20 protein-coding genes are annotated in these 23,898 nt (G+C 49.4%); 19 read left to right on the plus strand and 1 reads right to left on the minus strand.

The features are described from left to right. Positions 1-567: 567 nt before the first annotated feature. The 12 genes from Dia5BBH33_RS00335 to Dia5BBH33_RS00395 all read left to right on the plus strand — a co-directional run bounded on the left by Dia5BBH33_RS00335 (position 568) and on the right by Dia5BBH33_RS00395 (position 14,188). Positions 568-1,860 (plus strand): SLC13 family permease, encoded by a 1,293-nt coding sequence (locus Dia5BBH33_RS00335; RefSeq protein WP_143332115.1) that lies wholly within the window; start codon positions 568-570, stop codon positions 1,858-1,860. Positions 1,861-2,012: 152 nt separating this feature from the next. Then, positions 2,013-2,150, plus strand: coding sequence for an OadG family transporter subunit (locus tag Dia5BBH33_RS00340; protein ID WP_231939256.1), 138 nt, complete (start codon positions 2,013-2,015; stop codon positions 2,148-2,150). A 31-nt stretch (positions 2,151-2,181) separates the two neighbouring features. Further along, a complete protein-coding gene (locus tag Dia5BBH33_RS00345) occupies positions 2,182-3,306 on the plus strand; it encodes a sodium ion-translocating decarboxylase subunit beta (RefSeq protein WP_143332116.1) in 1,125 nt (374 codons plus the stop codon). An 838-nt stretch (positions 3,307-4,144) separates the two neighbouring features. Then, positions 4,145-5,437, plus strand: a complete 1,293-nt coding sequence (locus Dia5BBH33_RS00355; RefSeq protein WP_108850166.1) for an SLC13 family permease — start codon at positions 4,145-4,147, stop codon at positions 5,435-5,437. A gap of 151 nt (positions 5,438-5,588) precedes the next feature. Beyond that, entirely contained in the window at positions 5,589-5,726 is a 138-nt protein-coding gene (locus Dia5BBH33_RS00360; protein WP_108850165.1) for an OadG family protein, read from the plus strand. A gap of 31 nt (positions 5,727-5,757) precedes the next feature. Further along, positions 5,758-6,882, plus strand: coding sequence for a sodium ion-translocating decarboxylase subunit beta (locus tag Dia5BBH33_RS00365; protein ID WP_108850164.1), 1,125 nt, complete (start codon positions 5,758-5,760; stop codon positions 6,880-6,882). Between the two features lie 936 nt (positions 6,883-7,818). After that, positions 7,819-9,111, plus strand: a complete 1,293-nt coding sequence (locus Dia5BBH33_RS00370; RefSeq protein WP_108850163.1) for an SLC13 family permease — start codon at positions 7,819-7,821, stop codon at positions 9,109-9,111. A gap of 138 nt (positions 9,112-9,249) precedes the next feature. After that, complete coding sequence (locus Dia5BBH33_RS00375) at positions 9,250-9,378, plus strand: OadG family protein (protein WP_022381697.1); 129 nt, start codon at positions 9,250-9,252, stop codon at positions 9,376-9,378. 32 nt (positions 9,379-9,410) lie between these two features. Further along, positions 9,411-10,535, plus strand: a complete 1,125-nt coding sequence (locus Dia5BBH33_RS00380) for a sodium ion-translocating decarboxylase subunit beta (RefSeq protein WP_108850162.1) — start codon at positions 9,411-9,413, stop codon at positions 10,533-10,535. 936 nt (positions 10,536-11,471) lie between these two features. After that, a complete protein-coding gene (locus tag Dia5BBH33_RS00385) occupies positions 11,472-12,764 on the plus strand; it encodes an SLC13 family permease (RefSeq protein ID WP_108850163.1) in 1,293 nt (430 codons plus the stop codon). 138 nt (positions 12,765-12,902) lie between these two features. Next, positions 12,903-13,031, plus strand: coding sequence for an OadG family protein (locus Dia5BBH33_RS00390; protein ID WP_022381697.1), 129 nt, complete (start codon positions 12,903-12,905; stop codon positions 13,029-13,031). A 32-nt stretch (positions 13,032-13,063) separates the two neighbouring features. Next, a complete protein-coding gene (locus Dia5BBH33_RS00395) occupies positions 13,064-14,188 on the plus strand; it encodes a sodium ion-translocating decarboxylase subunit beta (RefSeq protein WP_108850162.1) in 1,125 nt (374 codons plus the stop codon). Positions 14,189-14,742: 554 nt separating this feature from the next. Here the strand turns inward: Dia5BBH33_RS00395 and Dia5BBH33_RS00400 are convergent. Beyond that, entirely contained in the window at positions 14,743-15,933 is a 1,191-nt protein-coding gene (locus Dia5BBH33_RS00400) for an ISL3 family transposase (RefSeq protein ID WP_162501731.1), read from the minus strand. Between the two features lie 810 nt (positions 15,934-16,743). On the opposite strand from Dia5BBH33_RS00400, the gene Dia5BBH33_RS00405 reads away from it, so the two are divergent. From Dia5BBH33_RS00405 to Dia5BBH33_RS00430, 7 genes are all read left to right on the plus strand, one after another. Continuing rightward, the gene (locus Dia5BBH33_RS00405; protein WP_022382517.1) at positions 16,744-17,055 is read left to right on the plus strand and encodes a hypothetical protein; all 312 of its coding nucleotides are present in this window, start codon (positions 16,744-16,746) and stop codon (positions 17,053-17,055) included. 146 nt (positions 17,056-17,201) lie between these two features. After that, on the plus strand, positions 17,202-18,353 hold the full coding sequence (locus Dia5BBH33_RS00410; protein ID WP_143332119.1) for a sodium ion-translocating decarboxylase subunit beta: 1,152 nt from the start codon (positions 17,202-17,204) through the stop codon (positions 18,351-18,353). Between the two features lie 10 nt (positions 18,354-18,363). Continuing rightward, the gene (locus Dia5BBH33_RS11365) at positions 18,364-18,489 is read left to right on the plus strand and encodes an OadG-related small transporter subunit (RefSeq protein WP_022382519.1); all 126 of its coding nucleotides are present in this window, start codon (positions 18,364-18,366) and stop codon (positions 18,487-18,489) included. A gap of 88 nt (positions 18,490-18,577) precedes the next feature. Further along, a complete protein-coding gene (locus tag Dia5BBH33_RS00415) occupies positions 18,578-19,951 on the plus strand; it encodes an aminopeptidase (RefSeq protein WP_022382520.1) in 1,374 nt (457 codons plus the stop codon). A 282-nt stretch (positions 19,952-20,233) separates the two neighbouring features. Then, on the plus strand, positions 20,234-22,222 hold the full coding sequence (locus Dia5BBH33_RS00420; protein WP_143332120.1) for a TRAP transporter permease: 1,989 nt from the start codon (positions 20,234-20,236) through the stop codon (positions 22,220-22,222). A gap of 97 nt (positions 22,223-22,319) precedes the next feature. Continuing rightward, positions 22,320-23,327: a TAXI family TRAP transporter solute-binding subunit gene (locus Dia5BBH33_RS00425; protein ID WP_143332121.1), complete on the plus strand. Its 1,008-nt coding sequence runs from the start codon at positions 22,320-22,322 to the stop codon at positions 23,325-23,327. 117 nt (positions 23,328-23,444) lie between these two features. Then, positions 23,445-23,897, plus strand: coding sequence for a cupin domain-containing protein (locus tag Dia5BBH33_RS00430; protein ID WP_143332122.1), 453 nt, complete (start codon positions 23,445-23,447; stop codon positions 23,895-23,897). Position 23,898: the final 1 nt, after the last annotated feature.

Raw genomic sequence — 23,898 nt, forward strand, 5'->3', positions numbered from 1 at the left:
ACTGTGTAATAGTTAAATGGTACTTAAAATTACATAGTATACATAATGAATTTGCAGAAATACCGCTGCAAAATATCCGTAAATATAAAGATAGTATACTATGCAATTCGAGAATGACGGGATTTCTGGCCAATAACGGCATTTTGCATTTAGTCAGGATGTAAAAGCAAATAGAAATACTGCGCAAATAAGGAAGTGTGACAAAATATGTCATAATCAATTTTAAAATGCAAAATAAACGCGGTAAATACAGGGGTTTCTAGGTTTTGTATACAGCTTGAAAAAAGGGTATCCCGTGCTTAGAATTATCCATAGGTGCCTATGGATTGCAACTGAAAATCCATAGATAAGGGTTCGACCCCGGGACCATTTTAGAAAGGAGGATAGCAGGTTCTTCAGGGGAGTCGTTTTCCGGAAATTATTTCGGGATTCATTCGATTCAAGCTATTTTTATCAAACAATTTTATATGAGTCTCCAAAAATCTTCCGGAAACATTCTTTGACGAGCATCCTCCCGCACCGGTTGGGAAGCCGGTCAAAGAATCATCACTAAGGAAGGTGAAAATTATGGATCCAGCCATTATCACACTGTGTGTCCTGGCGGTTGCAGCATTCCTGTTCGTTACCGAACTGATTCCGCTGGCAGTCACAGCTATGGCAGCTTGTACCGTTCTCGGTATTCTGGGCGTTCTTCCTGCTAAACAGGTATATGCAGGTCTGTCCAACTCCACCGTCGTACTCTTCGGCGGTATGTTCGTCATCGGTGCTGCTATGTTCAGAACCGGCCTTGCAGAAGCAATCGGCGTTGCCGTTGTTAAGAAAGCAGGAACAAGCGAAATCCGTCTGATGACCGCTATTATGCTTGTAACCATCGCTATGTCCTCTGTTTCTTCCAACACCGGTACCGTTGCCTGCCTGATGCCAGTCGTTATTGGTATCTGCCAGGCTGCAAAGGTATCTGCTTCCAAGGAATTAATGCCTCTGGCAATCGCTGCTAACGTCGGCGGCACCATCACCATGATCGGTACCCCGCCAAACGTTATCGTTACCGGCGCACTGTCCGCTGCAGGACTCCCGACCTTCGGTTTCTTCGAATTCGCATACATCGGCATTCCGCTGTCCATCATCATTCTGGTTTGGATGGTAACCATTGGCCGCCATATGCTCCCGGCTCACAATGCTGGCGAAATGGACGAAGAAGCAGTTCAGGCTGCTAAGGAAGAAGCAGGTGCTTCTGACGATAAGGCTCCAAAGAGCAAGACAAAGATGTGGATTTCTGGTCTGATCATGCTGGGCGTTGTAGTCTGCATGGCTCTTGAACTCCCGACCGTTCCGCTGCAGACCGCAGCAGTAACCGGCGCAATCCTCTGCGTCATCACCGGCTGCCTCAAAGAAAAAGAAGCTTATGCTGGTATCGACTGGGTAACAATTTTCCTGTTCGCTGGTATGCTCGCTGTAGCTGATGCTATGGAAAAGACCGGCGCAGGCAAACTGATCGCTGACACCGTTGTCGGCGCAATGGGCGCAAACCCGAACCCGTACCTCCTGACCGCTGTACTGTTCCTGATCTCCAACGTTCTGACACAGTTCATGTCCAATACCGCTGCTGCAGCTCTGCTTGCACCAATCGGTATCTCCATCGCACAGTCCATCGGATGCGATCCGAGACCTGTACTGATGGCACTTGGTATCGCAGCTTCCATGGCTTACGCAACACCAATGGCTACTCCGCCAAACACACTCGTCCTTGGACCTGGTAACTTTACATTCAACGATTATGTAAAAGTTGGTGTTCCGCTCTGCCTGATTTCCTGGGTTGCCTGCGTTATCATCATCCCGATCTTCTGGCCATTCCATTAATTTGAAATGTCCTTGAAGGATGAAACAATCTGAGTTTTACCAGAAGGGCGCTTCCGGCCCCCGGCCGGAAGCCGTCCTTATTATTAACCCCGATGCGGATTTGCCGCAGGGAGGTGCTCCGGCGCCTCTTCAATAGAAAGGTGGATTATTACATGGAAACTCCAGGCCCACTTTCGATTTGTATCGTCAACATGGTTATTGTATTTGCTGTACTGACCGTTCTTGCTTTCATCATTCAGCTGATTCACGTTGTGGATCCAACCAAGAACAGCGTAGCAAAGAAGAAATAATTCAATAACTGGAAAATAGGAGGATACGAACATGGATGGCTTTATAAGAGCACTTGTTTCCGTATGGACAGACTCTGGCTTTGCCTCTCTGACAATCGAAAACATCATTATGATTCTGGTAGGACTTGTCCTGCTGTACCTGGCAATTGCAAAAGACTATGAACCTCTTCTGCTTCTGCCAATCGCATTTGGTTGTATTATGGCTAACTTCCCGAATACCGGTTTCGAAACCGATATGGGCGTTATGATGGCCATTGGTTTTGGTATTAAGTACGAAATTTTCCCGCCGCTGATTTTCATGGGCGTAGGCGCAATGACAGACTTTGGTCCATTGATTGCAAACCCGATGACCATGCTCCTGGGCGCAGCTGCTCAGATCGGCGTATTCGTAGCACTGGCTGGTGCTATGGCTCTTGGCTTCAATGTTCAGGAAGCAGCTTCCATCGGTATCATCGGTGGTGCTGACGGCCCGACCGCTATTTACCTGACAACTAAACTGGCTCCACATCTGCTGGGTGCTATCGCAGTTGCTGCTTACTCTTACATGTCCCTGGTTCCGCTGATTCAGCCGCCAATCATGAAGCTCTGCACCACAAAAGCACAGCGCTCCATTAAGATGGTCAACCTTCGTCCGGTTACCCATTTCGAAAAGGTTGTATTCCCGATTGTCGTAGCAATTGTCGTTTCTCTGCTTCTGCCGCCAGTAGCAGCCCTGATGGGATGCCTCTGCCTTGGCAACCTGTTTGAAGTTTCCGGTGTTACCGCTCGTCTGTCCGATACCGCTCAGAACGCACTGTGCAACATCGTTACCATTTTCCTTGCAACCGGTACTGGTCTGACCATGACTGGCGACAAATTCCTCAACGTTAGAACCCTTGAAATCATTTTCTTGGGCCTCGTAGCATTCGCAGCTGGCACCGCTGGCGGCGTACTGTTCGGCCAGATCATGAGAATCGCATCTGGCAACAAGGTAAACCCGCTGATCGGTTCCGCGGGCGTATCTGCAGTTCCAATGGCAGCTCGTGTATCTCAGATCGTTGGTCTGAAAGACAACCCGTCCAACTACCTGCTGATGCAGGCAATGGGCCCGAACGTAGCAGGCGTTATCGGTACTGCAGTTGCTGCAGGCACCATGCTCGCACAGTTTGGATCTTAATCCGGACCGGATTTAAAGAAGCAGAATGTTTCCTCCTGAAAAGGAGTCTTGGGAATCCAATCCTCTCCCTTCCCTGGAGAAGGGGGAGGGGGATTATCCCTTTTTCTAAAATTTCATCAAAAATTCTTTAAAAATTCTTTTCGAAAGATAGAAAAAAGTAAATGCAAAAGAATTGCGATAAAATCTAAGAAAACTGAACATTTTTGCTTGGTATAAACGATATTTATAAAGAGTTATCGCAATTATTGATATATTGGAATTTATATAGCATACAATGTTTTGCATAGGTTTACCTTATAAAGCATAGACTACTATGCTTAAAATGCAAAAACATATATCCAAAAGCAAGTGTCTTGAATATATAGTATGCAATGTAATTCGACGAAATCACACTTTCCGAATGGAAGGTGCTTTTTTATTGCCTGCAAATGGATTGGCAAATGAAAATAAGGTGCAGGAAAATGAGAGTACCAGAATTTGTCATGGATTATGATTTAATGCTAAATACTCCCATTTGGACAAGAAAACGGGCGAAAATGGGAGCTATTGAAAAGGCAGGGAATGGACGTTATCATTACACATAGGTGCCTATGGATTGCAACTACAAGTCCATAGAAATGCAGATCCTGTCCCGGGATCATCAAAAAAGGAGGATAGCAGGTTCACCAGGGAATACATCGTTTTCCGGAATATGTTTCGGGATTCATGGAATTCAGCTATTTTCATTAAAAATTACATATGAGTCTCCAAAAATCTTCCGGAAATCTTCTCCGGCTCTCCGCCTCCCGCACCGCGCAGACAAAGAGCCAGAGATACATCACTAAGGAAGGTGAAAATTATGGATCCAGCCATTATCACACTGTGTGTCCTGGCGGTTGCAGCATTCTTGTTCGTTACCGAACTGATTCCGCTGGCAGTCACAGCTATGGCAGCTTGTACCGTTCTCGGTATTCTGGGCGTTCTTCCTGCTAAACAGGTATATGCAGGTCTGTCCAACTCCACCGTCGTTCTGTTCGGCGGTATGTTCGTCATCGGTGCTGCTATGTTCAGAACCGGCCTTGCAGAAGCAATCGGCGTTGCCGTTGTTAAAAAAGCAGGTACTGGCGAAGTTCGTCTGATGGCAGCAGTTATGCTCGTTACCATCGCTATGTCCTCTGTATCTTCCAACACCGGTACAGTTGCATGCTTGATGCCAGTAGTCATCGGTATCTGCCAGGCAGCTAAAGTTCCGGCTTCCAAGGAATTGATGCCACTGGCTATCGCTGCTAACGTCGGCGGCACCATCACCATGATCGGTACTCCGCCAAACGTTATCGTTACCGGCGCTCTGGCTACAGCAGGACTCCCGACTTTCGGATTCTTCGAATTCGCTTACATCGGTATTCCGCTGTCCGTCATCATCCTCGTATGGATGCTGACCATCGGCCGTCGTATGCTCCCGGCTCACAATGCTGGCGAAATGGACGAAGAAGCAGTTCAGGCTGCTAAGGAAGAAGCAGGTGCTTCTGACGATAAGGCTCCAAAGAGCAAGACAAAGATGTGGATTTCTGGTCTGATCATGCTGGGCGTTGTAGTCTGCATGGCTCTTGAACTCCCGACCGTTCCGCTGCAGACCGCAGCAGTAACCGGCGCAATCCTCTGCGTCATCACCGGCTGCCTCAAAGAAAAAGAAGCATATGCTGGTATCGACTGGGTAACAATCTTCCTGTTCGCTGGTATGCTTTCCGTTGCAACCGCTATGGAAAAGACCGGCGCAGGCAAACTGATTGCTGACACCGTCGTAGGTATGATGGGTGCAAACCCAAGCCCGTACCTCCTGACCGCTGTTCTGTTCCTGATTTCCAACGTTCTGACACAGTTCATGTCCAACACCGCATCCGCAGCACTTCTTGCTCCGATCGGTATCTCCATCGCTCAGACAATCGGATGTGATCCGAAACCTGTACTGATGGCACTTGGTATCGCAGCTTCCATGGCATTCGCTACACCAATGGCTACTCCGCCAAACACACTCGTCCTCGGACCTGGTAACTTTACATTCAACGATTATGTAAAAGTTGGTGTTCCGCTCTGCCTGATTTCCTGGGTTGCCTGCGTTATCATCATCCCGATTTTCTGGCCATTCCATTAATCCGGAATGTCCCTGAAGGGCAAAAGATTTGAGTTCTAAAGGAAGGAGCTTCCGGCCTTGGCCGGAAGCGTCCCTTTCTCTTTAACCGCGTGTAGCGGTCCCACACATTGGGTGCAGCACGCACCCATCAATAGAAAGGTGGATTTATTACATGGAAACTCCAGGCCCACTTTCGATTTGTATCGTCAACATGGTTATTGTATTTGCTGTACTGATCGTTCTTGCATTCATCATTCAGCTGATTCACGTTGTGGATCCAACCAAGAACAGCGTAGCAAAGAAGAAATAATTCAATAACTGGAAAATAGGAGGATACAAACATGGATGGCTTTATAAGAGCACTTGTTTCCGTATGGACAGACTCCGGTTTCGCTGCTCTGACATGGGAAAACATCGTTATGATTCTGGTAGGACTTGTCCTGCTGTACCTGGCAATTGCAAAAGACTATGAACCTCTTCTGCTTCTGCCAATCGCATTTGGTTGTATTATGGCCAACTTCCCGAATACCGGTTTCGAAACCGATATGGGCGTTATGATGGCAATTGGTTTTGGTATTAAGTATGAAATTTTCCCGCCGCTGATTTTCATGGGCGTAGGCGCAATGACAGACTTTGGTCCGCTTATCGCTAACCCGAAGACCATGCTCCTGGGCGCAGCTGCTCAGATCGGCGTATTCGTAGCACTGGCTGGCGCTATGGCTCTTGGCTTCAATGTTCAGGAAGCAGCTTCCATCGGTATCATCGGTGGTGCTGACGGCCCGACCGCTATTTACCTGACAACTAAACTGGCTCCACATCTGCTGGGCGCTATCGCAGTTGCCGCTTACTCTTACATGTCCCTGGTTCCGCTGATTCAGCCGCCAATCATGAAGCTCTGCACCACAAAAGCGCAGCGCTCCATTAAGATGGTCAACCTTCGTCCTGTAACCCACTTCGAAAGGGTTGTATTCCCGATCGTCGTAGCAATTGTCGTTTCTCTGCTTCTGCCGCCAGTAGCAGCCCTGATGGGATGCCTCTGCCTTGGCAACCTGTTTGAAGTTTCCGGTGTTACCGCTCGTCTGTCCGATACCGCTCAGAACGCACTGTGCAACATCGTTACCATTTTCCTTGCAACCGGCACAGGCCTGACCATGACCGGCGACAAGTTCCTTCGTCTCCAGACCATCGAAATCATCGTTCTCGGCCTGATCGCATTCGCAGCTGGCACCGCTGGCGGCGTCCTCTTCGGTCAGATCATGAGAATCGCATCTGGCAACAAGGTAAACCCGCTGATCGGTTCCGCAGGCGTATCTGCAGTTCCGATGGCAGCTCGTGTATCTCAGGTTGTAGGTCTGAAAGACAACCCGTCCAACTACCTGCTGATGCAGGCAATGGGCCCGAACGTAGCAGGCGTTATCGGTACTGCAGTTGCTGCAGGCACCATGCTGGCTCAGTTCGGAGGCTGATCGTAAGATCATCCCGAGCAATAAAAACGCATCTCTTCGGAGGTGCGTTTTTTGTTTGCCTTTTTGTCTGCGCTGATGAATGGCTGACCGGCAGGAGAGGAAAAGAAAAGTGGAAAAAGGATCCGGAAGGGGAAAGGCGTGAAAGGGAATGAAAAGGATCCGATTTTGGAAAAATGCTGCGAGTGGTCATGGTTTTGCATTAAGGAAGTCCGGTATTATCGGACAAAGTGCGCTGCTGATGGCAGATATAACCAGTCTAATGGGAATGGATATAATGAACCTTTATAGCATACTATATAAAAAATCTGATACGTAATTCTTAGGAAGACCTTAAAACTGACTGAAAAAATCTCGAAATAATACATAGCATACATATCTAACACATGGATTTGATTCACAAATGCAATAAATTCGAAAAACAAATAGATAACGATGCTATCTATTTGCAGGTACATTTTTTAAGAAAAGTTTATGTTTGCATTTGCAGACGAAAAGGGCCCGTTTTTGGAGCTCTTTTTTTTGCGTTTTTAATGCACTTGCAACCGAATATCATTTAAAATTTCAAAAATCGAAGAGGGAAATTATGTTCCGGGTGGCCGAAAAGCGTTTGAAAATTCAAACCTTGGCCGTTACAATAGGCAACAGGTGCTCACGAAATGCAAGTATCTTGCAATATCCGACAGCAGGTGTCAGATTTCATGGACTTGTATTTGTGCGATAGTGATCCCCTCCCCGGGGGATATCCGAAAGGAGGATAGCAGGTTGACCAAAGGGGAGATGTTCCGGATGGATTTCGGGGCTCATTCAGTGTCAAGCATTTATCTTTCAATCACAATTTCATATGAGTCTTTTAATCTTTCCGGAATGAAACCGGACGACATGACTTCCACCTGAGCCGCGTCTTCCGGGGAAAACATTTTAGGAAGGTGAACATTTATGGATCCAGCTATTATCACACTGTGCGTGCTGGCAGTCGCTGCTTTCCTGTTTGTTACCGAACTGATTCCGCTGGCTGTTACCGCAATGGCAGCCTGCACCATGCTCGGTATTCTGGGAGTTCTCCCGGCAAAACAGGTTTACGCAGGTCTTTCCAACTCCACAGTCGTACTCTTCGGCGGCATGTTCGTTATCGGCGCTGCTATGTTCAAGACTGGCCTTGCTGAAGCAATCGGCATCGCAGTCGTTAAGAAGGCAGGCACAGGAGAAATCCGTCTGATGGGCGCTATCATGCTCGTTACGATCATCCTGTCTTCCGTTTCCTCCAACACCGGTACTGTTGCGTGCCTGATGCCAGTTATCGTCGGCATCTGCCAGGCAGCTAAAATCCCGGCTTCCAAGGAATTGATGCCTCTGGCAATTGCTGCTAACGTCGGCGGCACCATCACCATGATTGGTACTCCGCCAAACGTCATCGTTACCGGCGCACTGTCCGCAGCAGGACTTCCGACCTTCGGATTCTTCGAATTCGCATACATCGGCATTCCGCTGTCCGCTATCATTTTCTTCTGGACACTCTTCGTAGGCCGTCACTTCCTGCCAGACAAATCTGCAGGTGCTATGGACGAAGAAGCAGTCAAGGCTGCTAAAGAAGAAGCAGGCGCAGGCGATGACAATGCTCCAAAGAGCAAAACAAAAATGTGGATTTCCGGTCTCATCCTGATTGGCGTCGTACTCGCTATGGCTCTGGAACTCCCGACACTTCCGCTGCAGACTGCTGCCGTTACCGGCGCAATCCTCTGCGTCATCACTGGATGCCTCAAGGAAAAAGAAGCTTACGCTGGTATTGACTGGGTAACAATCTTTCTGTTCGCTGGTATGCTTTCCGTTGCAACCGCTATGGAAAAGACCGGCGCAGGCAAGCTGATCGCTGACACCGTTGTCAACATGATGGGTGACAATCCGAACCCGTACGTCCTGACCGCTGTACTGTTCCTGATCTCCAACGTTCTGACACAGTTCATGTCCAACACTGCATCCGCAGCACTGCTTGCACCAATCGGTATTTCCATCGCTCAGTCTATCGGCTGCGATCCGAAACCGGTTCTGATGGCTCTTGGTATTGCAGCTTCCATGGCATTCGCAACACCAATGGCTACTCCGCCAAACACTCTGGTCCTCGGACCTGGCGGATTCTCCTTCAACGATTATGTCAAAGTCGGCGTTCCGATGTGCCTGATCTCCTGGATCGCGTGCGTCATCATTATCCCGATTTTCTGGCCATTCCATTAATCCGGAATGATCGTGAAGGGTCAGCGTATCTGACACGAAGAAAGGATCCGGGGCTTCCCGGGTCCGGACTTCACTTATTTTCAAGCGGCTTTGCCGCAGGCATCTTTGATGCCGTATCGTAGAAAGGTGGATTTATAGATGGAAACTCCGGGCCCACTTTCAATTTGTATTACCAACATGGTTATTGTATTTGCCGTACTGATTTTCCTGGCATTCGTTATTCAGCTCATCCACGTTGTGGATCCGACCAAGAATAAGAAAAAATAATTCAATAACTCAATAATTAGGAGGATACAAACATGGATGGCTTTATGAGAGCACTCGTTTCCGTATGGACAGACTCCGGCTTTGCCGCTCTGACCTGGGAAAACGTGGTTATGATTCTGGTAGGACTTGTCCTGCTGTACCTGGCAATCGCAAAAGAATATGAACCTCTTCTGCTTCTGCCAATCGCATTCGGCGATATTATGGCTAACTTCCCGAACACCGGCTTTGAAACCGATATGGGCGTTATGATGGCCATTGGATTTGGTATTAAGTATGAAATTTTCCCGCCGCTGATTTTCATGGGCGTAGGTGCCATGACGGACTTTGGTCCGCTTATCGCTAACCCGAAGACGGTTCTTCTGGGCGCAGCTGCTCAGATCGGCGTATTCGTCGCTCTGGCCGGCGCTATGATGCTCGGCTTCAACGTTCAGGAAGCAGCTTCCATCGGTATCATCGGTGGTGCTGACGGCCCGACCGCTATTTACCTGACAACTAAACTGGCTCCACACCTCTTGGGTGCTATCGCAGTTGCCGCTTACTCTTACATGTCCCTGGTTCCGCTGATTCAGCCGCCAATCATGAAGCTCTGCACCACAAAAGCGCAGCGCTCCATTAAGATGGTCAACCTTCGTCCTGTAACTCACTTCGAAAAGGTTGCTTTCCCGATCGTCGTAGCAATCGTCGTTTCCCTGCTTCTGCCGCCAGTAGCAGCCCTGATGGGATGCCTCTGCCTTGGCAACCTGTTTGAAGTTTCCGGTGTTACCGCTCGTCTGTCCGATACCGCTCAGAACGCACTGTGCAACATCGTTACCATTTTCCTTGCAACCGGCACAGGCCTGACCATGACCGGCGACAAGTTCCTTCGTATCCAGACCATCGAAATCATCGTTCTCGGCCTGATCGCATTCGCAGCTGGCACCGCTGGCGGCGTCCTCTTCGGTCAGATCATGAGAATCGCATCTGGCAACAAGGTAAACCCGCTGATCGGTTCCGCGGGCGTATCTGCAGTTCCGATGGCAGCTCGTGTATCTCAGGTTGTAGGTCTGAAAGACAACCCGTCCAACTACCTGCTGATGCAGGCAATGGGCCCGAACGTAGCAGGCGTTATCGGTACTGCAGTTGCTGCAGGCACCATGCTGGCTCAGTTCGGAGGCTGATCGTAAGATCATCCCGAATGATAAAAACGCATCTCTTCGGAGGTGCGTTTTTTGTTTGCCTTTTTGTCTGCGCTGATGAATGGCTGACCGGCAGGAGAGGAAAAGAAAAGTGGAAAAAGGATCCGGAAGGGGAAAGGCGTGAAAGGGAATGAAAAGGATCCGATTTTGGAAAAATGCTGCGAGTGGTCATGGTTTTGCATTAAGGAAGTCCGGTATTATCGGACAAAGTGCGCTGCTGATGGCAGATATAACCAGTCTAATGGGAATGGATATAATGAACCTTTATAGCATACTATATAAAAAATCTGATACGTAATTCTTAGGAAGACCTTAAAACTGACTGAAAAAATCTCGAAATAATACATAGCATACATATCTAACACATGGATTTGATTCACAAATGCAATAAATTCGAAAAACAAATAGATAACGATGCTATCTATTTGCAGGTACATTTTTTAAGAAAAGTTTATGTTTGCATTTGCAGACGAAAAGGGCCCGTTTTTGGAGCTCTTTTTTTTGCGTTTTTAATGCACTTGCAACCGAATATCATTTAAAATTTCAAAAATCGAAGAGGGAAATTATGTTCCGGGTGGCCGAAAAGCGTTTGAAAATTCAAACCTTGGCCGTTACAATAGGCAACAGGTGCTCACGAAATGCAAGTATCTTGCAATATCCGACAGCAGGTGTCAGATTTCATGGACTTGTATTTGTGCGATAGTGATCCCCTCCCCGGGGGATATCCGAAAGGAGGATAGCAGGTTGACCAAAGGGGAGATGTTCCGGATGGATTTCGGGGCTCATTCAGTGTCAAGCATTTATCTTTCAATCACAATTTCATATGAGTCTTTTAATCTTTCCGGAATGAAACCGGACGACATGACTTCCACCTGAGCCGCGTCTTCCGGGGAAAACATTTTAGGAAGGTGAACATTTATGGATCCAGCTATTATCACACTGTGCGTGCTGGCAGTCGCTGCTTTCCTGTTTGTTACCGAACTGATTCCGCTGGCTGTTACCGCAATGGCAGCCTGCACCATGCTCGGTATTCTGGGAGTTCTCCCGGCAAAACAGGTTTACGCAGGTCTTTCCAACTCCACAGTCGTACTCTTCGGCGGCATGTTCGTTATCGGCGCTGCTATGTTCAAGACTGGCCTTGCTGAAGCAATCGGCATCGCAGTCGTTAAGAAGGCAGGCACAGGAGAAATCCGTCTGATGGGCGCTATCATGCTCGTTACGATCATCCTGTCTTCCGTTTCCTCCAACACCGGTACTGTTGCGTGCCTGATGCCAGTTATCGTCGGCATCTGCCAGGCAGCTAAAATCCCGGCTTCCAAGGAATTGATGCCTCTGGCAATTGCTGCTAACGTCGGCGGCACCATCACCATGATTGGTACTCCGCCAAACGTCATCGTTACCGGCGCACTGTCCGCAGCAGGACTTCCGACCTTCGGATTCTTCGAATTCGCATACATCGGCATTCCGCTGTCCGCTATCATTTTCTTCTGGACACTCTTCGTAGGCCGTCACTTCCTGCCAGACAAATCTGCAGGTGCTATGGACGAAGAAGCAGTCAAGGCTGCTAAAGAAGAAGCAGGCGCAGGCGATGACAATGCTCCAAAGAGCAAAACAAAAATGTGGATTTCCGGTCTCATCCTGATTGGCGTCGTACTCGCTATGGCTCTGGAACTCCCGACACTTCCGCTGCAGACTGCTGCCGTTACCGGCGCAATCCTCTGCGTCATCACTGGATGCCTCAAGGAAAAAGAAGCTTACGCTGGTATTGACTGGGTAACAATCTTTCTGTTCGCTGGTATGCTTTCCGTTGCAACCGCTATGGAAAAGACCGGCGCAGGCAAGCTGATCGCTGACACCGTTGTCAACATGATGGGTGACAATCCGAACCCGTACGTCCTGACCGCTGTACTGTTCCTGATCTCCAACGTTCTGACACAGTTCATGTCCAACACTGCATCCGCAGCACTGCTTGCACCAATCGGTATTTCCATCGCTCAGTCTATCGGCTGCGATCCGAAACCGGTTCTGATGGCTCTTGGTATTGCAGCTTCCATGGCATTCGCAACACCAATGGCTACTCCGCCAAACACTCTGGTCCTCGGACCTGGCGGATTCTCCTTCAACGATTATGTCAAAGTCGGCGTTCCGATGTGCCTGATCTCCTGGATCGCGTGCGTCATCATTATCCCGATTTTCTGGCCATTCCATTAATCCGGAATGATCGTGAAGGGTCAGCGTATCTGACACGAAGAAAGGATCCGGGGCTTCCCGGGTCCGGACTTCACTTATTTTCAAGCGGCTTTGCCGCAGGCATCTTTGATGCCGTATCGTAGAAAGGTGGATTTATAGATGGAAACTCCGGGCCCACTTTCAATTTGTATTACCAACATGGTTATTGTATTTGCCGTACTGATTTTCCTGGCATTCGTTATTCAGCTCATCCACGTTGTGGATCCGACCAAGAATAAGAAAAAATAATTCAATAACTCAATAATTAGGAGGATACAAACATGGATGGCTTTATGAGAGCACTCGTTTCCGTATGGACAGACTCCGGCTTTGCCGCTCTGACCTGGGAAAACGTGGTTATGATTCTGGTAGGACTTGTCCTGCTGTACCTGGCAATCGCAAAAGAATATGAACCTCTTCTGCTTCTGCCAATCGCATTCGGCGATATTATGGCTAACTTCCCGAACACCGGCTTTGAAACCGATATGGGCGTTATGATGGCCATTGGATTTGGTATTAAGTATGAAATTTTCCCGCCGCTGATTTTCATGGGCGTAGGTGCCATGACGGACTTTGGTCCGCTTATCGCTAACCCGAAGACGGTTCTTCTGGGCGCAGCTGCTCAGATCGGCGTATTCGTCGCTCTGGCCGGCGCTATGATGCTCGGCTTCAACGTTCAGGAAGCAGCTTCCATCGGTATCATCGGTGGTGCTGACGGCCCGACCGCTATTTACCTGACAACTAAACTGGCTCCACACCTCTTGGGTGCTATCGCAGTTGCCGCTTACTCTTACATGTCCCTGGTTCCGCTGATTCAGCCGCCAATCATGAAGCTCTGCACCACAAAAGCACAGCGCTCCATTAAGATGGTCAACCTTCGTCCTGTAACTCACTTCGAAAAGGTTGCTTTCCCGATCGTCGTAGCAATCGTCGTTTCCCTGCTTCTGCCGCCAGTAGCAGCCCTGATGGGATGCCTCTGCCTTGGCAACCTGTTTGAAGTTTCCGGTGTTACCGCTCGTCTGTCCGATACCGCTCAGAACGCACTGTGCAACATCGTTACCATTTTCCTTGCAACCGGCACAGGCCTGACCATGACCGGCGACAAGTTCCTTCGTATCCAGACCATCGAAATCATCGTTCTCGGCCTGATCGCATTCGCAGCTGGCACCGCTGGCGGCGTCCTCTTCGGTCAGATCATGAGAATCGCATCTGGCAACAAGGTAAACCCGCTGATCGGTTCCGCGGGCGTATCTGCAGTTCCGATGGCAGCTCGTGTATCTCAGGTTGTAGGTCTGAAAGACAACCCGTCCAACTACCTGCTGATGCAGGCAATGGGCCCGAACGTAGCAGGCGTTATCGGTACTGCAGTTGCTGCAGGCACCATGCTGGCTCAGTTCGGAGGCTGATCGTAAGATCATCCCGAATGATAAAAACGCATCTCTTCGGAGGTGCGTTTTTTGTTTGCCAAAGTGGAGAAGGCTTAGACTTATAGGACATTTCGTGTTGGTTTTAGGGCCGATGGAGCCAGTGTTTATCAGGCTTTATCGGCAATTTAAGATTTCATGGGAAATTGCAGGGGGTATCGCGTAAATAGACTTACCTGTAAAGGCAGGGGGCAGGAATCCAATATACCGTTCGCCCTTATCAAGGAAAATAAGGGCAAGGCAAGCTTGAAATGAGTCCTTTTGCTTCAAGCCGCAGGACTGTCTCTGCCGGAGAAAGTGATTCTGCTGCCAGTGGATTTTTTGATAGAAGGAATGATGACTCATATACTTTTGCAAGAATCGATGAAGGTTAATCCGGTAAAGGCAGTATGATCTCTCGGATTGCAACCCCGCCTTCCCACGCGGTCAGCGCTGTGGATAGGAAGGCAGATGCAGGCTGGCCTTGGTTTTAATTTTTGCTCCTCTCTGAAAATCTTCCGTTTTGCTGCCTGGGTGCATGGAAATTTTTTGGCTCTTCACGGAAATTTGGGGGATGAATAATTTTTAGGTAAAGAATGGAATCGGATAAGGGTAAAGAAATAATCCATGTTTCGGTACCCATATCCGATTCTTTTTAGTACCTTGATCTTATTATTGAATCCTTCAAGCTTCCCCGTATTGATAGGATACAGGGCATGAGCAGCCAGTCCCTTGATTCGCTTCTGCTTTTGCCGGGCAAACTTTACCAGGGCAGGAATCCCGCTCTCCAGTCCAGCCTGAATCCATTTTGTCCATCCGGCGAGAGCTTCTTCATAGTCAGTCAATGTGAACAGACGAGTCATCTCCTGCTTCATGGCATAACAAATCGCCAAATCCCTATGCTCGCTCAGGATATCCAACAGATGAGTTTTCTGCCTTTCATTCAGGTGGTCGTCCTTCTTTAACAGTATCCATCGGGATTTCTTCAATTCGGTATAAAGCTTCCTTTCTTCATGGCTCTTTTCCCTGGACATCTTCTGGAGCTCTGGATTATTAGTTTCTTTCGTATATTCCTTTAATGCTTCTGCTTCCTGCCTATGCTTTTGTGCTTCCTCCAGGCGCACGGCTCCCATAACATCACGCCCAAACTGTGCCTGCATATGGTACCGGTCATAAACGATGGGGGCCTTCGGACAATATTTCTGGAACAGCCTGTTAAAGGATGCGTTCATATCCATGGCCACCGCTTTTAGCCTGGAAAGAAGCGAAAGGCCAATGCTCTTAAAGAAGTGCTCAAAATCTGACATGGAGCGGCCCAGGCCGGCCCACAAGATGAATCCCGTTTCCAAATCCATAACGCAGGTGGCATAGCGATGGCCCTTATGGATAGCGAACTCATCTACGGCCAAATACCGTGGGCGATAGTTACTTTTCTTCAGGCAGGTTTCAAAGGCAGCCAACGCCTTATCCATGATATGCTTTTGTATTTTCTGTATGGTACTCCAATGTACAGAGAGCATGGCCGAAATGGCAGAAATGGATGTATGACACTTAAGCAGATGGATAATCCACAAGGCCATATCCCAAGTAACGCGTGTGAAAGGGCATTGGCAGGGGATATCTTCCGTTATGGTCTTCCCGCAGGATGTGCAGCGGAATCTGTGCCCCGAGAACTCTATATACTTCTTTTGCTTAGGAAGATCTGGAAAATCCTTGATGAGTACAGAAAAAGCCCCATAACTATACATACGGGAGTGACAGTGCGGACAGGAAAAATCTCTGGCAGTCCGTAGACTGGTAACTCGGGTATGGCAATGAGGATTTGGATGGTTAGTGATATTTTCTGTACGATAATATTGACAATTAAAAGTGATTTCATTATGGTAATAAAAGAGCATTATTCGACCTCCGTGCGTAGTTTTAGGCAACTTACATTTTGGAGTAGATAATGCTCTTTTTCAATGCCAATTTTATATGTTATTATTTTTATCCCACAAAAAAGCGTGAAGAACCAATTTTTTCACCTGTCATCATTCATTTGCGGGATTATCCCCTGACCGGCACCTGTCTTTTCTCTGAGACGAGTGCTTCGCGTAGAATGCTGCCGTGAAAATGCATATGTTGTTGTTCCATCCTTTGCCCGGGAAGGTATTGGTGGAGCCTCTTTCAGGTACAAAAAGTACAGCAAAATCTCTTCTGCTGCAGGAATACAAAATAGTAAAAAGCAGCCGGTAAATATTCATTCTTTGATAGTGAAAAGGTTCATTTATCAAATAGAGCAAAGGACAGACGATTTCCTAGAAGAAGTAGTTCCTGTCAAAAGTTCATCTGCTGCCAGATGGGAATGCATTGTATGAATAATTCTTAAATACTTTGTATGTCTCTTGACAGGGACATGGCAAACATGATAGATTTCCGAAAGAATGCTTCGGATGGAGAATAACGGAGGGTTTTCTATAAAAAGGGGCGCAAGGGACGGTATTCCTTTGCCAAATCGGGTCCGTTGCATTATAATAGAAGTACTGGTATGATATACACGTAGAAGGAGTACTAACAAGATGCAAATGATCGATCTGTCGGACGTGCATGATTTCAGCGCGGCCCGGTTCATACTTTACTGGGTGGTGGCTTCTGTCGTAGCCGTCATCGTAGCTTACAGCATCGGACAGGAAAGAAAACTTAAATGGTTCAAGCCAAGAAGCTCTAACGGATTCATGGTTCGCCGCGGACCTTTGGGAAATTTCAGTCTGCTGGGCGTACCGCATTCCAAGGAAGGCGTTGCCATCACAGCTGGCATTTTCATCGGAGCCGGCGTTATCTGGGCAATTCTTGTATTCATGATTCTTCCGGCGCTTGGATACAACATTTAATTCCATAATACGGTTTCCTGCGTATGGCACAGGGGTAGGAAATCATCCTGAAAATAGGACCTGGCATTGAAAAATGTCGGGTCTTTTTTTAGGTTTAAGGAAAGTAGTGCCGGTTATTTCTTTTTATTCAAGGAGGTCTTATTGGTATGGCAAATTGGGAATCAGTTCTTGAGGAACTATTTACGGGCGTCATGGGGATGCAGGATCCGACGGTATGGATCATGTTCCTCATCGGCGGGCTCCTCATCTGGCTGGGAGTGAAGAAGGACTATGAGCCTATGCTTCTCTTCCCGATGGGGGTCGGATGTATCCTGGCGAACATCCCCGGACATTTTGCGGTCATCCCGACGGGAGGCGGTGAACCAGGTTTCCTGACGGTGCTCTATAATGCAGGCATCGCCAACGAGCTTTTCCCTGTCCTGATCTTCATCGCCGTCGGTGCGATGTGTGATTTCACACCGCTCATCCGCGCTCCGTACGTCATGCTCTTTGCAGCGGCAGCGCACTTCGGTATTTTCGCGGCAGCGCTTCTCGCCGCTATGGTCGGCTTCCCGTTCAATGAAGCTGCATCAATCGGTATCATCGGTGCTGCTGACGGCCCGACCACCATCTTCGTCGCACAGAAATTTGCGACAAATCTTCTGGCTCCGCTGACGGTCACGGCGTTCTGCTACATGTCCCTCGTGCCGATCATCCAGCCGCCGATCGTCAAGCTTATGACGACAAAGCATGAAAGAAGAATCCGCATGGGATTCAAGGAAGAAAAGCCTGTCTCCTGGACAGCGAAGTTCCTCTTCCCGTTCATGGTCGTTCTTTTCGCGGGCATCCTTGCTCCGATTTCCGTACCGCTTATCGGTGCGCTCATGTTCGGCAACATGCTGAAGGTTTCCGGCGTCTGCGATTCCCTGTCAAATGCTGCGCAGAATGAGCTGTCCAACCTCGTGACACTCTTCCTCGGCATCACCGTCGGCGCTACAATGACAGCTGAAAACATCCTTACATTCGACGTACTGAAGATCCTGGCCCTGGGCGCTGTTGCCTTCGTATTCGATACCGTGGGCGGCGTTCTCTTTGCCAAGATTGCCAACCTCTTCCTGAAGAAGAAAATCAACCCGATGATCGGCGCATGCGGCATTTCCGCATTCCCGATGTCCGGCCGTGTCATTGCGAAAATGGCGCTCAAGGAAGACCCGACAAACTACATCATCCAGCATGCCATGGGCGTCAACGTGGCAGGCCAGGTTGCTTCCGTCGTAGCCGGCGGTCTCGTTCTTGCATTGATCCCTGTATTAGGATAAGGAGGAAACTATGAGCTCTGTTGAATCAGCCATTTACCTGATGGTCATCGCGTATCCCATGGTTTTCATCGTCATGGGGCTCTTTGTGGCATTGACCTACTTGCTGAATAAAGCATTCCCGTACAAAGGGGAATAAAAGAGAGGGTCGGCGGGGATATTTCCTGTCCGTCCCTTTTGCGTTATAATAAGAAATGTGATAATAATTCTCTATTAGGAGGTATGACATGAAAGAAACATACAGCAGAACCAAGTCCGTATGGCAGCGCATGGACGAAACCGAACGCAAAGCCGTCATGGACTATGGCGAAAAGTACAAAGCATTCCTTGATACAGCCAGAACAGAAAGACTGGCAGCCAAAGAAATCATCCGTCAGGCAGAAGCAAAAGGCTTTAAACCTGTCTATGATATGAAATCCCTGAAAGCAGGCGACAAAGTATACTGGAACCAGAAGGATAAGTCCGTCATCCTGGCCGTCATCGGTGAAGAACCGGTCCATGAAGGCATCAAGATCGTCGGCTCCCACATCGACTCCCCGCGTCTGGACCTCAAGGCAAACCCGGTCCATGAACAGGAAGGCGTCGTATACTTCCGCACCCATTACTACGGTGGCATCAAGAAGTACCAGTGGACCTGCATTCCGCTCGCTCTGATCGGCGTCGTATACACCAAGGACGGCAGAAAAGTGGAAATCAATATCGGCCTGAAAGATAGCGACCCGGTATTCTACATTTCCGATCTCCTCATCCACATGGCACAGGACCAGATGAAGAAATCCCTCGCAGAAGGCATCACAGGCGAACAGCTCCAGCCGATCATCGCTACCAACTCCGATGAAAACCAGAAGCCGAAGGAAGCTCTCATGAAGATGTTCAAGGACACCTACGGCATCGAAGAAGAAGACTTCGCAGCTGCTGAGCTCGAACTCGTACCGGCTGAAAAGAGCCGTGACGTAGGCTTCGACCGTTCCCTCATCGCATCCTATGGCCAGGACGACAGAGTCTGCTCCTATGCAAACCTGGAAGCCATCCTCGATGCAAAGCCGGGCGTCAAGACACAGGCAGCTCTCCTGACAGATAAGGAAGAAATCGGATCCTACGGCAACACCGGCATGGAATCCTCTTACTTCGTCAAATTCGTCATGAAGCTCCTCTCCCTCCAGGGACAGAACACCATCCTTGATTTCTATGAAACCATGGAAAACAGTGAAATGCTCTCCGCAGACGTCAACTCCTGCCTGGATCCGATGTTCCCGGAAGTATCCGAAAAAGACAACGCATCCTTCCTGGGCTACGGCATCAACCTGACCAAGTACGGCGGATCCCGCGGCAAAGCAGGCAGCAATGATGCCAATGCTGAATTCCTCCAGAAGATCCGCACCATTTTCAACGAAGCAGGCGTATGCTGGCAGATCGGTGAACTTGGCAAAGTAGACCAGGGCGGCGGCGGAACGATTGCATTCATGATGGCAGACTGGGGCGCTGAAGTCGTAGACTGCGGCACAGCCATGCTCTCCATGCACGCACCGTACGACCTCCTCTCCAAGGCTGACGCTTACGAAACCTACCTCGCTTACAAAGCATTCTTCGAAAGCAAGTAATTGATAAGAGCAATATAAAGAAGGGCCCGGGAAACCGGGTCTTTTCTTATGCCCGAAATGCCATTTCTTCCTGGCAGCAGTTCAGTTTTTGATGGTATATAAAAACCCGCACTTTCTCCATTTCCTTGCTCTCCGGAATAATCCGTATCTTTCTTATGTAAGAAAAATATATAGTAAGGAACGGTTTTTCTTTTCCGTTCCTCGTTTCCGTGGTATACTTTCAATAATCAATACTTTCGATAAAGAGTTTATCGATGGAGAATAGGAGCATGGGAGGTACTTATGGAAAAAGAAAGGAAAGAAGTCCGCATCGAAGACGCGATGGCGGAGAAGGAGGCCCTGGACAAGAAGGCACAGGAAATCCTTGAGGAGAAGGACGCGGATTCGCGTCTGCGCGTTTACAAGGGGCCGCTCGGGAAGGCAATCATCGTCCTTCTCTGTGTCTGGACCGCATTCCAGCTTTACTTCACGACGATCGGTGCCATCAGCGCAGTGAATCTTCGCGCGATCCACACGATTTTCCTGCTCGTCTTTACATTCCTTCTCTTCCCGACGTTCAAGTCGGAGACGAGGAAACGGAAGATTCCGCCGATATGGGATATCGCATTCATCCTGGGCTCGGTCGGTTCCTTCGGTTACCTGATCTTGAATTTCACGCGCATTGCCCAGACGGGCGGGCGCATCAATAATATGGAAATCGGCATTGCGCTTGTCGGCATCGTCTGCGTCTTTGAAGCAGCGCGCCGCGCATCAGGAAATCTGGCCATACTGGCTGCTCTTTTCCTGGCATACAACTGGTTCGGTGCCTACCTTCCGGGATACCTCGGTCATAACGGATTTACGCTGAAGCGTGTCCTCATCACCCAGTTCTGGGGTACAGAGGGCGTCCTTGGCACAGGCGTCGGCGTTTCTGCGACGTATATTTTTCTCTTCGTTGTCTTTGGCGCTTTCCTGAAGCACAGCGGATTTTCCAAATTCATCAATGATTTCTCGCTGACACTTGTCGGTCAGACATCTGGCGGCCCTGCGAAGGTGGCTGTCATTGCATCCGGCCTCATGGGCATGATTAATGGTTCTGCGATAGCGAATGTCGCAACGACCGGCACGATCACGATTCCTCTCATGAAGCGTACGGGTTACAAGAAGGAATTTGCGGGCGCTGTCGAAGCCGTCGCATCGACGGGCGGCCAGTTCACGCCTCCGATCATGGGCGCTGTCGGCTTTGTCATGGCAGAATTCCTGAACCTGTCTTACACCTACGTAGCGCTTGCCGCAGTGACCCCTGCGCTTCTCTACTACATTGGACTTCTTCTTGCCGTCCACTTCGAGGCAAAGCGTCTCGGCCTTTCCGGCATTGCCAAGGAAAATATTCCTGACGTGAAGATCGTCCTCAAGGAGCAGGGACACCTGGTTCTTCCGCTCATCAGCTTGATCGGCCTCATGTTCGCAGGCTTCACGCCGCTCTATGCCGCTGTCATTTCCATCTTTGTCACAATCGGCGCCAGCTGGCTCCGCAAGGATACGAGAATGACACCGGACAAGATTCTGGCGGCTGTCGTCGAAGGCTCGCAGAGCGCGATTTCTGTCGGTGTCTGCTGCGTTATCATCGGCGTCATCATCGGTACAGTCACACTGACTTCGATGGGGCTCAACATGGGCTACCTCATCCTGTCCATCGTTCATAACGATAACCTTTACCTCGCAGGCTTCCTCGTCATGATCATGTCCGCCATCCTTGGCATGGGCGTTCCCGGTGTTGCCGCCTACGTCATCGTGCAGGCCGTCGCTGTTCCTGTCCTGATCAAGGCAGGGGCTATGCCTCTCATCGCGCACCTTTTCTGCCTGATCTATGCCTGCCTTTCCAATATCACCCCGCCGGTCGCTATGTCTGCGTACGTCGCATCCGGCATTGCAGGATCCGACCAGACGAAGACGGGCCTCTGGGCCGTCCGGCTGGGGCTCATCGGCTTCATCATTCCGTTCTTCTTCCTGAATAATCCGGTCCTTCTGATCGGCGTCGACAAGACAGCGACCGTGTGGGCGACGCTCTGGTGCGTCTTCACCGCTGCCGTCGGCACCTTTGCCCTCGTGGCAGGCCTGGAAGGATGGATCTTAAGGAAAGCATCGTGGATCGAAAGAATTATTCTCATTGCATCCTCGCCGTTCCTGCTCTTCCCGGGGTCTCTCACGGATCTTGCAGGAGCCGTTGGCCTCATCGGCGTCATTGCATTCCAGTATTTCCACAAAAAGAATGGGGAAAATGCAGCTTAGGAATGCGGATTTCTAAAAAGAATAGTATAATGAAACTAATCGATAAAGTCTCCGGCTAAGGAACCCGGAGCATTAGGAGCATAGGAGGAAAAGTAAAATGGGCAAATGGAAAAAGACAATGGCAGCAGCGGCAGCAGCACTCGTTTTGACGGCTGCATTTGCAGGATGCGGAGATGAAAAGAGCAGCGGACAAGCACAGTCGAAGCCGGCAGCAGGCCAGACAATCCGCATCAACTTCCCGACTGCAGGCGCATCCGGTGCACTCTATGCCGTAGGCGCAGCCATCACGAATATGTGGAGCCAGAATATCCCAGGCATGCAGGCAGCCAGCCAGGCCTCCGCAGGCGGCGTCGCGAACCTCAATATGGTCTCTGACGGCGAAGCGCAGGTATCGATTGCGATTTCCAGCAACGTGTACCAGTGTCTGAACGGTACTGACAGCTTTGAAGGCCATGCGTACAAGGACCTCAAAGCCATCGGCGGACTTTACCTCAACCCGAACCAGGTTGTTGCCGCAGCCAATACGAATATCAACAGCCTCGAAGGCTTCAAGGGCAAGAAATTTGCCGTAGCTTCCGCAGGGTCTTCCGTTTATAACGAATGCGACGTCCACTTCACGGCGGCCGGCATGAAGTTCCCGGAAGACATCCAAGCGGAATACATCACCTTCACCGACGCAGCCGACATGCTGCAGAACGGATCCATCGACGGCGCATGGATCATGTCCGGCGCACCGGCCTCTGCCGTCACCCAGGCACTGACAAGCGGTGCTCACCTCGTCCCGATCCCGAACGAGCTCATTGAAAAGCTGAAAGCGAAGTACCCATGGTACACCAGCTACACCATCAAGGCAGGCACATACCCGAATCAGAATGAAGACGTGAATACGTCCGCCATCAAGATGGTCATGTTCTGCCGCGGCGATCTGCCGGACGATGTCGTCTACCAGATGACGAAGACACTCTGGGAACACATGGATGAACTCGGCCAGTCCCAGAAGAACCTGAAGGGCCTCACCGCAGCGAATGCCGTCAAGGATATCGCAGGCGTTCCGCTCCATCCGGGCGCTGCGAAGTACTACAAGGAAATCGGCGTACTGCAGTAAAATAATCATCAGAAGGACATGAGAAGGACCGCAAAGGGTTCCGCTCATGTCCTTTTCTTTTCTCAATCTCTTTCCTGTGCTACAATGGGACAAATGGAAGAAAATGGGAGGTACAACATGATTCATAAATTTCATCCGGACAAGAACAGATGGGATGGAGTAGAACCCCATATCTATAAGGAAAACCCGGGCGTATTCCGCAAAGTGACCAAGCAGATCCTTTTTGACAATGAAAACGACCTGCCGGTGCAGTTCCGTTATTTCCAGGTGGAGAAGAACGGCTTCTCTTCGCTTGAGCATCATAAGCACATGCATGCTGTCATGATTTTCAAAGGAAAAGGCCATGTCCTTCTGGGCAATCAGGTCTATGCTGTCGAAGAGGGAGATTTCCTGACGATTGCCCCCTGGCAGTGGCACCAGCTCAGGGCGGACCGCGGAGAAATCCTTGGTTTCCTCTGTCTTGTCAACCACGACAGGGACATCCCGAAGTATCCGACAGAAGAGGATCTGGCGGAAATCAGGAAGAACCCGGAGGCGGCCGCTTTCCTTGACGGGACACTGAAAGACTAGT

It is taken from the genome of Dialister hominis (assembly GCF_007164725.1).
Lineage (GTDB): Bacteria > Bacillota > Negativicutes > Veillonellales > Dialisteraceae > Dialister > Dialister hominis.